This is a genomic window from Streptomyces sp. NBC_01283 (genome assembly GCF_041435335.1).
GTDB lineage: Bacteria > Actinomycetota > Actinomycetes > Streptomycetales > Streptomycetaceae > Streptomyces.
This window is the reverse complement of record NZ_CP108430.1, coordinates 8,409,319-8,422,216: the sequence shown is the minus strand read 5'-3', so window position 1 is coordinate 8,422,216 and position 12,898 is coordinate 8,409,319. Positions and strand designations below refer to the sequence as shown.

Below are 12,898 nucleotides of genomic sequence, written 5' to 3'. Positions count from 1 at the left end.
CATCACAGCAGGCCCTTCTCCTCCAGGTAGGTCCGTGCCACGTCCTGGGGCAGCCTGCGCCAGCTGTCGACCTGTTCGTTCATGGAGGCGAGGTCCGCCGTCGTCAGTACGGAGTTGAGGCGGCCGAGTGCCTTGGACACGCCCTCGCTGCCCGCGCGGGAGCGGTTCACGACCGGGACGATGTAGTCGGCGTTCTGGAGTTTCTTGTCGTCCTTCAGCAGGACGAGGCCGAAGTTGTCGAGCGTGGCGTCCGTCGACGTGGTCAGGACCATCTGGTCCTGCCCGCTCTGCACAGCCTTCTTGGCCTGTGTCGTGCCCACGCCCTTGGGGTCGACGGAGGTGATGTCGATGCCGTAGACCTTCTTCAGGCCGGGTTCGCAGTACGGGCGTTGCACGCATTCGTCGCCCGCGGCGAGGCGTACCTTCAGGCCGGACTTGCCGAGGTCGCTCAGTGTCTTCAGGCGGTGCTGCCGGGCGTAGGACGCGGTGACGGCGAACGCGTTCTGGTCGACGGCGCTGCCCGGATCGAGGACGGTGAGGCCGCGCGGGGCGGCGAGGCCGCGCAGGGCCTTCATCGTGGCGTCCAGGTCGGGCGAGCCGACCGGCTTCGCGTCCGCGCCGTTCTTCTTGGCGTTCAGCCAGTCCGCGAACGTCGCCGCGTACTCGGGGACGACGTCGATCTGCCCGGATTCCAGGGCGGGTTCGTACAGCTCGCGGTTGGCCACGGAGAGGATCTCCGCGCTGTATCCGGCCTTCTCCAGGAGCAGGGAGTACATCTGGGCGAGCAGATCGCTCTCGGTGAAGCCGGCGGAACCGACCACCAGGTGATGGCTGTCCCCGGGCGGCGCCGTCACTTCGCCCCGGGTCTCCAGGGACGGTCCCGATGAGCAGCCGGCCAGCAGCAGCGCGAGACCGGCCGCGACCGCCGTACCCCGTCCCGCGCTCCGCCGCCTCATCCGGTCTTTCCTCTCCCCCGCGCCCATCCGGGGGCGAGCCGTTCGCCGATCTCGAAGAGCCCCTCGACGATCAGCGCGAACACGGCGACCAGTACGGCGCCCGCCACCACCTGCGGGGTGCTCGCCAGGTTGAAGCCCGCCGTGATGATCCGGCCGAGGCCGCCCCCGCCCGCGAGCGCCGCGATCGTGGCGGTGGCCACGAGCTGTACGGCCGCGATCCGCACCCCGCTCAGGACCAGCGGCATGGCGAGCGGCAGTTCGACCCGCCACAGCATCTGCCGTCCCGTCATGCCCATGCCGCGCGCGGCCTGTACGACGCTGCGGTCGACCCCGCGCATCCCGACGTACGCGTTGGTGAGCAGCGGCGGCACGGCGAACAGGACGAGCGCGACGACGGTGGGGCCCTCTCCCCACCGTCCGATGGGGGTCAGGAGCAGCAGTACGAGGACCGCGAAGGTGGGGACCGCGCGGCCGACGTTGGAGATGTTGACCGCGAGGGCGCCGCCCTTGCCGAGGTGGCCGAGCACGAGTGCGACCGGCAGCGCGATCAGGCAGCTGAGGATCAGGCACACCACGGTGAGGACGAGGTGCTGGGTGAGCCGGTGCCAGATGCCGTCGTCACCCGCCCAGTGCGCCGAGTCGGTGAGCCACTGCCAGGCATCGCTGAGGGTGTTCATGAGCGGACCGCCCTCGTCCACGGAGTGAGGATCCGCTGCACGCCGAGGAGCAGCAGATCGGCCAGTACGGCGATGACGACACACAGCACGGAGGCGGTCAGGACCTGCGCCTTGAAGTAGGTGTTCATGCCCGCATAGATGAGGTTCCCCAGGCCGCCGAAGCCGACGATCGCGCCGACCGTGACGAGGGAGACCGCGGAGACGGTGGCGATGCGCAGACCCGCCATGGCGGCGGGCAGGGCGAGCGGCAGTTCGACGGTGAGCAGCAGCCGGATCGGCCCGTAGCCCATGCCGCGGGCGGCCTGCCGGGTGTCTTCGGGGACGGCGCGCAGCCCGGCCAGGATGTTGCGGACGAGCAGCGTCAGTGAGTACAGGACGAGTCCCGCGACGACGAGGGACGCGGAGAGGCCGTACACGGGGAGCAGCAGCGAGAACATCGCGAGCGAGGGGATCGTGTAGAGGACCGTGGTCAGCGCCAGGACGGGGCCGGCCGCCAGGGCCCAGCGGCGGGCGACGACGGCGAGCGGCACGGCGATGACGAGCGCGATGAGGACGGAGACGGCGGTCAGCTCCAGATGCTGGAGGACCGCGTCGACGATGATCTGGCGGCGGGTGCTCAGATACTCACCGCAGATCCACTCGTTGCGCGCGAGGCAGTCGTCCGGGGGCGCGGTCACGTGTCCATTCCAGCGGGCGGCGGCGGGGGTCGGCGCGTTCTGGTGGCCCGTACGGGCGTAGGGCCGGTCCGCCACCGGTTCACCGCGGATTCGCCCGTACGAGCGCCGGGGCAGGCCCCGCAGCGGCAATCCCCGGATCGGGTGGTTCGATCCGCCAGAGTGAATCGAACGCAAGATCACGGCCTATCGGCCCACCGGCACGGGTCTCCAGCGGCATCATGGCGCGGCATCGAACTTTAGGGCGACACATCGCTCCCGCGTCACCGTTACGTACCACCACTCGGCGCGGTTTCCCGAGCGTCTGTCCGTACCGAAGCCGCCAGGGAGCCCCATTGGAACTGCACGCCAACATTGTCGGTGTTCACCTTGTGTTCGAGCGGGCGGGCAGGGTACTGCTCGGCCTGCGCTCGCCCTGCTCCGCCTACGCCCCCGGGACCTGGCACCTGCCGGCCGGCCATCTCGAACGGGAGTCCGCCACCGGGTGCGCAGTGCGCGAGGCGCACGAGGAGCTCGGCGTCACCATCCATGAGCAGGATCTCCGGCTCGTGCACATCGTCCACCACCGCGACGGCGACGACGGCCGGGCTCGGATGCAGCTCCTCTTCCACGTCCTCGCCCACACCGGCACCCCCGCGATCCGCGAGCCCGACCGCTGCACCGCCCTGGAGTGGTGGCCCTACTCCGCCCTTCCGTCCCCGCTCGTGGACTACACCGCGGTCGCCCTGACCGGCATCGCCGCGGGCCGCACGTACACGGAGATGGGGTGGTCGGCATGACCACACCCCGCAGGACGACGCCCCGGCCCGTGCCGGCCTCGCCCGCTCCCGTTCCGCCCCCTCCGGCAGAGCTCAAGTTCGAGGGGAACCCCGGCAAGAACCCGCTCGGCGAGGCCTCGTTCCGGCACATGTGCTCGCGGCTGCCGTCCGTCCTGGCCCGGACGGCCCGGATGGCCTGGGACACCGACCGGCGGGCCGTGCTCCTTCTTCTGGTCTGCCAACTCCTCGGCGGCGCGGGCGCGGCCGTGCAGCTCGCCTTCACCGCCGCGGCCATGCAGCCCCTCCTCGGCGGCGGTCCGGCCGCCGGCCGCCTGCGCTCGGCGCTCCCGGCCCTCGCGGTCATCGCCGTCGCCGCCGCCGTCACCCGCACCGCCACAGCGTTCTCCTCGTACGCCGACGGGCGCATCACCCCGCGCCTGACGACGGATGCCGACAGCGCCCTGGTCGAGGCGGTGTGCCGGGCCGAGGCGTCCGCGTACGCGCAACCGGGGTTCACCGACCGGCAGGAGGCGGCCGAGACGGGGGTGACCCGCAGCCACCTGATGGTGCAGGACGCGACGCGGTTCACGGCATCGCTGCTCCGCATGGTCACGGCGGGTGGCGTGCTCTCCGTGCTGCATCCGCTGATGTTCCCGCTGCTCGTCCTCGCCGTCGTGCCCGCCGGGGCCGGGGCGGTCCTTTCGGCACGCGTCACCTACGAGACGCACTACGCGAACGTCGGCGACCGCACCGTACGGCAGGTGATGCGATGGTGGTCGACCACCCCCAAGTACAGCGACGAGGTGCGCGCGAACGGGATGTCCGGGTACCTGCTGCACTGGTACCGGACCCTGTCCGCCCGTATCGACCGGCGCACGCTGACCGCCGCGCCCCGGATGCTGCGCATCGTCCTGGCCAGTTCGGCCCTGGGCGGGGTCTTCCTCGTCAGCACCTGGGCCGCCCTGGCCTGGCTCGCCGTGACGGGGCGCGTGGATCTCGCCGACGCGGCCACGGCGGTCGTCGCCGTGCAGACGTCGCTGGCCGCGCTCTCCCAGGTGGTGATCCACGGCGCTGCGATGTTCCACACCAGCCTCTACCTCGCCGACATGCGGTCGTTCCTCGACCTGGCCCACGGACTGGCGCCCCGGCGAGGGGAGTTGACGGCTCCGGCCCAGGTGGCGGAGGTCCGCGTCGATGAAGCGGTTTATCGCTATCCCGGCAAGGACACACCCGCCGTCGACCACGTCTCCCTCACCCTGCGCCGCGGCGAGATCGTGGCCGTCGTCGGCGAGAACGGCTCGGGCAAGTCCACCCTCACACGCCTGATCACCGGCATCTTCCTCGCCGACAAGGGGGCGGTGACCTGGGACGGAGTCGATCTCGCCGCGGCGGACCCGGACACCGTCTGGGCCCGCACGGGCCTGGTCCCGCAGAACTTCGCCCAGTGGCCGCTGCGGGCCAGGGAGAACGTCACGCTCGGCCAGCCCCGCACGGCCGACGACGGACCGGTGTGGGACGCCCTCGACACGGTCGGCATGCGCACCGCGATCGAGGAGCTGCCCGGCGGCCTGGACACCCTGCTGGCCCGCGAGCTCTTCGGCGGCTGCGAGCTCTCCGGCGGTCAGTGGCAGCGGCTCGCCTGTTCCCGGGCGCTCTACCGGCGCCCTCCCCTGCTGATCCTGGACGAGCCGACCTCGCAGATGGACGTCCGGGGCGAACGCGACGTCCTCGACGCGCTGAAGGCCACCGCCGCGGACCAGATCACGGTCGTCGTGACGCACCAGCTGGAGAACACCAAGGTGGCGGACCGGATCGTCGTCATGCGCGACGGGCGGATCACGGAGCAGGGGCCCTACGAGGAGCTGGCCCACGGAGGCGGCCTTTTCGCCGAGCTGCTCGCCCTCTCGAAGGACCGGTAGAGCCCCACATCCCCCATAACTACACATAAGGAAAAAATAAGAGCAGAATGGATATGCGCGACATCCCGCCGCGCGAGGTGATCAGGCCTGCACCAAGCAGAGGAGACGAGTCTCATGGCCGACGTCTCACACAGGGGAGACATAGCCGCTCACCCTGACGTATCCGAAATGCGGGATCGCTACGCCCGCGTACTCGGTGGACACGATGTGGCACTCGTGGACGGTCCTGTGTTCCTCACAGGTCTCTTCTGTGCCATCTCCCCATGGGTGGTCCACTTCACCGTGAACCAGCCCGTCCTCACGACCCACAACCTCATCATGGGCATCGCGATCGGGTTGCTGGGCCTCGGGTTCACCGTGGCTCCGGCCAGGATGTACAGCCTGAGCTGGGCCATGTGCGCCATGGGCGTCTGGATGATCGTGTCGCCGTGGATCGTCGGCACGAGCCCGGACATGGGCGTCATCCTCACCAACGTCATCATCGGCGGCCTCACCCTCCTGCTGGGCCTCGTGTGCACCGCCGCTGCGACGAAGGAAGGCCGAAAGCCGAACACGACCTGACCGAGGAAGGCGAAGAAGGCGAAGGAAGGCCAGGGAAGGCGGGGCAAGGACGCCGCAGCGGCCCCCGGATCGGCGGAGAGCCGGGAGCCGCTGTCGGCTGTGCGGATGTGAGGGATCGCGCGTACACGTCGAGCGTGCCCGCGTCGCGTCAGGCGGCGCGGCTCACGCGCCCCTGGTGGCCGCGGATGATGTCGGCATAGCGCAGACCGCTGCCCTTGACGGTGCGGCGCTGCGTCTCGTAGTCGACGTGCACCAGGCCGAACCGCTTGTCGTAGCCGTAGGCCCACTCGAAGTTGTCGAGCAGCGACCACGCGTAGTACCCGGCCAGCGGCGCTCCCTTGCGGGCGGCGCTCGCGCAGGCGGCGAGATGGCGGATCAGGTAGTCGGTCCGCTCCGGGTCGTCGACGGTTCCGTCGGGGCGTACGACGTCGGGGTAGGACGAACCGTTCTCGGTGACGTACAGCTTGCGCGCCCCGTACTCGTTCGTCAGACGCAGCAGGAGCGTCTCGATGCCGCTCGCGTCGATCTCCCAGTCCATGCCGGTCCGGGGCACTGACTCGCGGCGCACCTCGTGGGCGTAGGGCGCGGGACCCGCGGGGTCGTCGGAGACGACGGCCGGGAAGTAGTAGTTCAGGCCCAGCCAGTCCAGCGGCTGCGCCATGGTGCCCACGTCGCCTGCCTGCTCCGGGAGTTCGACCCCGTAGACCTCCCGCATGTCGGCGGGGAAACCACGGCCGTGGACCGGGTCGAGCCACCAGCGGTTGGTGTGCCCGTCCACGCGGCGGGCGGCGGCGACGTCCTCGGGGCGGTCGCTCGCGGGCTCGACCGTGGAGAGGTTGTTGACGATGCCGATCTGCGCGCCGGGCGCCGCGGCGCGAATGGCCTGGGTGGCGAGACCGTGCCCGAGCAGCAGGTGGTACGAGGCGCGGACGGCGGCGGTCAGGTCGGTCAGGCCCGGTGCCATCCGCCCTTCGAGGTGGCCGATCCAGGCCGAGCAGAGGGGTTCGTTCAGAGTGGCCCACTGGGTGACGCGGTCACCGAAGCGCTCGGCGGCGACGGACGCGTACGCCGCGAAGTGCTCGGCGGTCTCCCGCTCGGGCCAGCCACCACGGTCCTGGAGCACCTGCGGCAGGTCCCAGTGGTAGAGGGTCACCGACGGCGTGATGCCCGCTTCGAGCAGCCCGTCGATCAACTGGTCGTAGAAGTCGAGGCCCTTGGCGTTGGACGGCCCGTCCCCGCCCGGCACCACGCGCGGCCAGGCCAGGGACAACCGGTAGGCGTTGGTGCCCAGTTGTCCCATCAGCGCGATGTCCTCGCGCCAGCGGTGGTAGTGGTCGCAGGCCACGTCGCCGTGATCGCCGTTGTCGATCTTTCCGGGGGTGTGCGAGAAGGTGTCCCAGATCGAGGGGGAACGGCCGCCCTGCGTAACGGCCCCTTCGATCTGGTACGCCGATGTGGCCGTGCCCCACGCGAAGTCGCGCGGAAGTGCGGCAAGGTCGATGAGCTCGGACACGGACGTCCTCTCAGACGGGGATGTTGCGGGGTGATGGGTCACTTGACGGCTCCGGCGGTGAGGCCGGCGACCAGGTAGCGCTGGAGCAGGAGGAAGCCCGCGACCACCGGCACGCTCACGACCAGCGAGGCGGCCATGATCTGGTTCCAGTAGACGTCGTTCTGGGTGGAGTAGCCCTGGAGGCCGATGGCGAGGGTGCGGGTGGCGTCGTTCGTCATGACGGAGGCGAAGAGCACTTCTCCCCATGCGGTCATGAACGCGTAGACGGCCACCGCGACGATGCCGGGGATCGCGGCGGGGACGACGACCCTGAAGAGCGCGCCGATGGGCCCGCAGCCGTCGACGAGCGCCGCCTCGTCCAGATCGCGCGGCACCGAGTCGAAGTACCCGATCAGCATCCAGATGGAGAAGGGCAGCGAGAAGGTCAGATAGGTGAGGATGAGCCCGGCCCGCGAGCCGAACAGGGCGATCCCGGTGGCGTTGCCGATGTTGACGTACATCAGGAACAGCGGCAGCAGGAACAGGATGCCGGGGAACATCTGGGTGGACAGGACCGTCACCGTGAAGACGCGCTTGCCGCGGAACTGGTAGCGGCTGACCGCGTAGGCCGCGAAGACGGCGATCACCACCGAGCAGACGGTGGCCGCGCCCGCCACGACCAGCGAGTTCATGAAGTACTTCGCCAGCGGGACGGTCTTCCAGATGTCGATGTACGGGCGGATGGTGAGCCCGCTCGGCATCCAGCGGAACTTGCCCGACACGTCCTCCAGGGGCTTGAGCGAGCTGGACACCATCACGAACACCGGGAGGAGCACGAAGCCCGTGAGCAGGGTGAGGAAGATCCGCCGCGACCAGAGGAACGAGCGGGGTGCCGCCATCGGCGACCGGGGCTTCGCGGCCCCGCGAGGCCGCGAGGCCATGCGGACGCTAGACATGAGCGGACTTCCTCTCGCGCGACGTGACCCACAGATAGCCGCCCGTCACCGCGAGCAGGAACAGGAGCAGCAGGACGGACATGGCGGAACCGGTGCCGAAGTTCCAGGTGACGAACGAGGACTGGTAGATGTGGATCGAGACCAGGTCCGCTGCCTCGGGCGCCGATCTGCCGAACAGGACGTACGGCGTGTTGAAGTCGTTGAACGTCCAGAGGAACAGGACGAGCACGAGCACCTGGTTGACGGACTTCAGGGACGGCAGCGTGATGCGGCGGATCTGCTGCCACACGCCGGCGCCGTCGAGCGCCGCCGCCTCGTACATCTCCCTGGGGATGTTCTGCAGCCCCGCCATCATGATGAGGAAGGCGAACGGCCAGCCCTTCCAGACCGACACGGTGAGCAGCGCGAAGAAGCTGTTGTCGCCGATGAGCCAGAACGGCGCGCTGTCGGTGAGGCCCAACTGGTCGTGCAGCACATGGTTGATGAGGCCGTTGTCGCGCTGGAACATGAAGCCCCAGGTGATCACCGCCGCGTACACGGGCAGTGCGTAGGGGATCAGGAAGAGCGCCCGGAGGAAGCCCCTTCCCTTGAAGGCCTCCTGCAGATAGATCGCGGCGGTCGTCCCGATCAGCCAGCACAGGCCGACCGAGAGCACCGTGAACGCGCAGGTGACGAGGAACGAGTGCAGCAGCGCCTCGCCCACCGGCGCGTCGAAGTCCACCGACACCTTGTAGTTGTCCAGGCCCGACCAGGGCGCGGCGCCCCAGTCGCGGATGAAGAACTGGGTGAGCTCCTTGAAGCTCATCGAGATGCCGACGACGATCGGCAGCAGATGCACGAGGAGTTCGAGGAGGAGGGCGGGGAGCAGCAGGAGGTACGGGAGGCCGATGCGGCGGAGCCGTCCGGGACGGCGGCGCGGGCCGCGCCCCGGTTCCCGGGCGGCCCCGGACGGCTCCTTGCCACCCTGCACGGTGGTCGTGGTCGGGGTGCTCGGCGTGGTCGGTGTGGTGGGAGTGGTCACGGACGTGTCGCTCACTGCTTGGACATCTGCTGCTGAGCCTTGACCAGTTCGGCCTTCACCGACGCGGTGGTCACCTCACGGCCCGCGGCGGCGTTCGCGAAGAGGTTCTTGACGGCGGTGCCGACCGCGGTCTCGAACTGCGACTCGTTGGCGACCTGGGGCAGCGGCGCGGCGCTCTTGGCGAGGGTGTCGCGCAGGACCTTCAGCTCGGGGCGGTCGAACGCCGGGTCATCCTGCGCGGCCTTGACGGGCGGCACGGAGCCGTAGGACTCGCAGAGGATCTTCTGCTCGGCGTCGCTCGTCATGAACTTCACGAACTTCAGCGAGCCGTCGATGTTCTTGGTGTTCTTGAAGACGGCCATGTTGATGCCGGCGACCATCGAGTTGGTGGCCTTGCCCTGACCCGGCGCACCGGATGCGACGGGCACGGGCGCCACGCCCCACTCGTCGTCGCTCATGCCCTGTGACTTGAAGGTGGTGGCCGCGGCCTGCCACAGCACCATCGCCGTCTTGTCCTTGGCGAAGTCGCTCAGGGACTGGTTCTGGGCGTACTCGGCGTTGCCCGGAGCGATGATCTTGTCCTTGCCCATCATGTCGACGTACTGCTTCACGGCCGCGACCGCGCCGTCGGAGGTGAAGTCGGCCTTGCCGTCCTCGGTGAAGAAGTCGGCGCCGTGCTGCTTTCCGAGGGCGAAGATCTGGTGGATGTTGTTGGAGAGGTTCGCCCCCTCCGCGCCGAGGGCCCACTTGCCGCCCTTGGAGATCTTCTTGCCGTCCTCGACCAGCTCGTCCCAGGTGGCGGGCGGCTTGTCCACGCCGGCCTCCTTGAACATCTTTTTGTTGTAGTAGAGGGCGTACGCCATGGAGTACAGCGGCACGGCGGCCGGGTCCTTGTCCGCCGCCCCGGCCGAGCCGAGCGCGGACTCCACGAAGCGGTCCTTGCCGCCGATCTTGGCGAAGTTCTTCTCGTCCCAGGGCAGCAGGGCTCCGCTGGCCTGGAGCGACGCGCTCCAGGTGTTGCCGATGTTCAGGACGTCGGGTCCCTGGCCCGACGTCGTCGCGGTCAGGATCCTGTTGAGCAGCTCCGACCACGGGACGACCTCGAGCTTCACCTTGATGCCCGTCTTCTTCTCGAACTTGTCGAGTTCGGGCCTGAGGATCTTCTTGTCCGCCTCGACGTTGGGGCCTTGGTTCGACGCCCAGTAGGTCAGCGTCTTCGGCGAGTCGTTGGACCCCCCACCGCCCGTCGTCGAACCGCCGCCACAGGCGGAGGCGGTGAGGGCGAGCGAGAGGGTGGCGGCACCGACGGCGGCGGCTCGGAATCTGCGCATGGCTCCAGGTATCCCTTCCGGAGGGAGTCATGGGTCGGATGGCTCAGCGCCGGCTGGAGACAGCGCCGCGTTCAACTCCTGAATGACCTCATGACTTAATTTAGGACGTGAGTTAAACCGGCGGGGAAGATACCGTCAAGGGGTCGCACAGAACCAACTTCGAGGCAGAGCAGGCCGGAAGGAACCACATGGCTGGGCAGCGCAACGGGCGTACGGTGCACGACCTGCGGCGGGAGAACCGCGCCGCCGTACTGCAGCGGTTGTACTTCGAGGGACCGATGAGCCGCTTCGCTCTCGGCCCCGCCACCGGGCTGAGTTCAGGTTCCATCAGCAATGTCGTGGCCGAGCTGGTGACGGAGGGGTGGGTGGAGGAGGCGGGCAGCGTGGAGTCCGACGGCGGGCGCCCTCGCACGCTGCTGCGGGTCGCGCCCGGCCGCGGTCAGCTGATCGGGGTGGACGTGGGCGAGACCCGCGTACGCGTCGAGCTGTTCGACCTCTCCTTGTCCGAACTCGCGCGCGCGGAGCGGCCGTTGACGCTGAAGGGTCATGACGTCGGCGGCATCGCGGAGCTCATCCGCGACGGGATCGGCGAAGTGCTCGGCGCCGCGGGCGCCGCTGAGGAGGAACTCCTCGGGGTCGGGATCGGCGTGCCCGGAATCGTCGCGCGCGACGGCGAACTCGGTGCCGTCGTGCACGGCCAGACCATCGGCTGGAACGCGGTCCCGCTGGAATCACTGCTGCGGGAGACGGGTCGGGGGCTTGCCCAACTCCCGGCGTCCGTACCGTACTTCATCGACAACGGGGCCAAGACGCTCGGTCAGGCGGAGATGTGGTTCGGCGCGGGGCGCGGGACGCGCAACGCGGTGGTGGTCCTGTTCGGCTCGGGTGTCGGCGCGTGCGTCGTCACCGAGGACCTGGAGCAGGGCCGGGCCCTCGAATGGGGCCACCTCACCGTGCGGGTGCAGGGCAGACGGTGCCGGTGCGGGTCACTGGGGTGCCTGGAGGCGTACGCGGGGGCGGAGGCGCTGCTCGAACGGTGGCGGGAGGCGGGCGGGCGCCCGCCCGGGGCCCCCGGCGACACCGACGAGGAGAGCGCGCTCACCGCCATGCTCGACGCCGCCTACCCTCAGGGCGGCGGCGCGGCCGATCCGACGGCCCTCGCGGTGCTCGAGGAGACCGCCGAGTACCTGGGCGCGGGCCTCTCCGACCTGATCAACCTCTTCCAGCCGGAGCGGATCCTCGTCGGCGGCTGGGCGGGGCTCCAGCTCGGGCAGCGCTTCCTGACCGCGGTGAAGCGCCACATCCCCACCTACGCCCTATCGTACCCGGCTGGGCGGGTCACCATCGGCCTGGGGCGCCTCGGGCCGGACGCGGTGACGGTGGGCGCCGCGACGCTGCCGCTGGCCGACTTCTTCGCGCGGGGCGGGCGGCGCGCCGCGCAGGTGCGCGAAGCCGAACTTCCTGGGTGGCAGACCGCGTTGGAGGGGCGGCAGCCTTCCTAGAGGTGCGCTTGCGGGGTGGGGGCGGCGCTTGCGCGGCTCGCGTCACGCGGCCGGTCGGCGGCGGTCGCGGCCTGGCCGAGGAGGGTCACGGCTTCCCTTGACGATGAGCCGGGCTCGGTGACGGCGAGCACCAGGTGCTGGTCCTCCGCCTGGGGGAGGCTGAGGCTCTGCTGGGTGACCGTGAGCGTGCCGACGAGGGGGTGGCGCATCTCGTAACGGGCGAATGCGTAGGGGTTGACCCGGTGGCCGGTCCACATGGCGGCGAACTCGGTGCTCTTCACGGTGAGTTCGCCGATGAGCGAGGTCAGCAGCGTGTCGTCGGGGTGGCGCCCCGCGACCATCCGCAGATTCTCGACGATGGCCTTGGCCTTCGCCGTCCAGTCGGCGTACAACGCGCGGGTATGGGGGTCCAGGAAGAGCATCCTGGCGAGGTTGGGGCGCTCGGCCGCCCGCTGCGGGCTGTCGGGGCTTACGTGCGCCGCGAACAGGGCATGGCCCAGCCGGTTCCAGGCGAGAACGTCGGTGCGCCGGCCGCTGACCAGCGCCGGAACATTCTCCAGGGTGCTGAGCAGATGGAGCGTGGTGGTGCCGGCCTGCTCGGCCCGCGGCCGACGCGCCGGGGCACGCCTCCTGCCGGCGTCGGCGAGATCGTGCAGATGCCTGCGTTCCGCCTCGTCGAGGCAGAGGGCCCGCGCGACGGCATCCAGGATCTCCGGGGACGCCCCCACCGACTGGCCCTGCTCCAGCCTCGTGTAGTAGGAGGCGCTGACCCCCGCGAGCAGCGCGAGTTCTTCCCTGCGCAGGCCTGCCACGCGGCGCCGGTCGCCGTAGTCCTTCAGGCCGACGTCCGCGGGCCGCAGCTGGCCACGTCGCGCGTACAGGAAGTCGCCGAGCCGGCCTCGTTCACTCATGTCCCCCAGTCTGCACCGGCCCGTGGACGCCAGCCTGACCCTGTCCGGGGTAGGCAGCGGCGGGTCTGGCTGACCTGCGCGGACACGGCGACGGTGGTGGTGATCCGAAGCCCTTTACGCCCCGGCATGGAGCACCCCGA

At 69.9% G+C, this 12,898-nt stretch carries 12 protein-coding genes; 4 read left to right on the top strand and 8 right to left on the bottom strand.

What is annotated here, in order from left to right; all coding sequences use genetic code 11:
- Positions 1 to 2: 2 nt before the first annotated feature.
- From OG302_RS38195 to OG302_RS38185, 3 genes are read right to left on the bottom strand one after another with little or no spacing between them, the layout of a single operon-like run.
- Positions 3 to 956, bottom strand: a complete 954-nt coding sequence (locus OG302_RS38195; RefSeq protein ID WP_371531108.1) for an ABC transporter substrate-binding protein — start codon at positions 954 to 956, stop codon at positions 3 to 5.
- Positions 953 to 1,633: an ABC transporter permease gene (locus tag OG302_RS38190; protein WP_361839661.1), complete on the bottom strand. Its 681-nt coding sequence runs from the start codon at positions 1,631 to 1,633 to the stop codon at positions 953 to 955. The genes OG302_RS38195 and OG302_RS38190 overlap by 4 nt, the downstream gene beginning before the upstream one ends.
- On the bottom strand, positions 1,630 to 2,310 hold the full coding sequence (locus tag OG302_RS38185) for an ABC transporter permease (protein ID WP_249591883.1): 681 nt from the start codon (positions 2,308 to 2,310) through the stop codon (positions 1,630 to 1,632). Before OG302_RS38185 ends, OG302_RS38190 begins: the two co-directional genes overlap by 4 nt.
- 332 nt (positions 2,311 to 2,642) lie before the next feature.
- On the opposite strand from OG302_RS38185, the gene OG302_RS38180 reads away from it, so the two are divergent.
- The 3 genes from OG302_RS38180 (at position 2,643) to OG302_RS38170 (ending at position 5,545) form a co-directional block, all read left to right on the top strand.
- On the top strand, positions 2,643 to 3,086 hold the full coding sequence (locus tag OG302_RS38180) for an NUDIX domain-containing protein (RefSeq protein WP_371531106.1): 444 nt from the start codon (positions 2,643 to 2,645) through the stop codon (positions 3,084 to 3,086).
- The gene (locus OG302_RS38175) at positions 3,083 to 4,984 is read left to right on the top strand and encodes an ATP-binding cassette domain-containing protein (RefSeq protein WP_371531104.1); all 1,902 of its coding nucleotides are present in this window, start codon (positions 3,083 to 3,085) and stop codon (positions 4,982 to 4,984) included. Before OG302_RS38180 ends, OG302_RS38175 begins: the two co-directional genes overlap by 4 nt.
- 114 nt (positions 4,985 to 5,098) lie before the next feature.
- A complete protein-coding gene (locus OG302_RS38170; RefSeq protein WP_371531102.1) occupies positions 5,099 to 5,545 on the top strand; it encodes an SPW repeat protein in 447 nt (148 codons plus the stop codon).
- A gap of 148 nt (positions 5,546 to 5,693) precedes the next feature.
- On the opposite strand, the gene OG302_RS38165 is transcribed toward OG302_RS38170, so the two are convergent.
- The 4 genes from OG302_RS38165 to OG302_RS38150 all read right to left on the bottom strand — a co-directional run bounded on the left by OG302_RS38165 (position 5,694) and on the right by OG302_RS38150 (position 10,345).
- Complete coding sequence (locus OG302_RS38165; RefSeq protein ID WP_371531100.1) at positions 5,694 to 7,058, bottom strand: GH1 family beta-glucosidase; 1,365 nt, start codon at positions 7,056 to 7,058, stop codon at positions 5,694 to 5,696.
- Between the two features lie 38 nt (positions 7,059 to 7,096).
- Positions 7,097 to 7,993, bottom strand: a complete 897-nt coding sequence (locus tag OG302_RS38160) for a carbohydrate ABC transporter permease (protein WP_371531098.1) — start codon at positions 7,991 to 7,993, stop codon at positions 7,097 to 7,099.
- Positions 7,986 to 8,963 (bottom strand): carbohydrate ABC transporter permease, encoded by a 978-nt coding sequence (locus tag OG302_RS38155; protein WP_371750359.1) that lies wholly within the window; start codon positions 8,961 to 8,963, stop codon positions 7,986 to 7,988. Before OG302_RS38155 ends, OG302_RS38160 begins: the two co-directional genes overlap by 8 nt.
- 62 nt (positions 8,964 to 9,025) lie before the next feature.
- Positions 9,026 to 10,345, bottom strand: a complete 1,320-nt coding sequence (locus OG302_RS38150; RefSeq protein ID WP_371531096.1) for a sugar ABC transporter substrate-binding protein — start codon at positions 10,343 to 10,345, stop codon at positions 9,026 to 9,028.
- A 188-nt stretch (positions 10,346 to 10,533) separates the two neighbouring features.
- Between OG302_RS38150 and OG302_RS38145 the strand changes: the two genes are divergently transcribed.
- Positions 10,534 to 11,847 (top strand): ROK family protein, encoded by a 1,314-nt coding sequence (locus tag OG302_RS38145; RefSeq protein ID WP_371531094.1) that lies wholly within the window; start codon positions 10,534 to 10,536, stop codon positions 11,845 to 11,847.
- Here OG302_RS38145 and OG302_RS38140 read toward each other — a convergent pair.
- Positions 11,844 to 12,758, bottom strand: a complete 915-nt coding sequence (locus OG302_RS38140; RefSeq protein WP_371531092.1) for a helix-turn-helix transcriptional regulator — start codon at positions 12,756 to 12,758, stop codon at positions 11,844 to 11,846. The genes OG302_RS38145 and OG302_RS38140 overlap by 4 nt on opposite strands.
- Positions 12,759 to 12,898 lie beyond the last annotated feature (140 nt).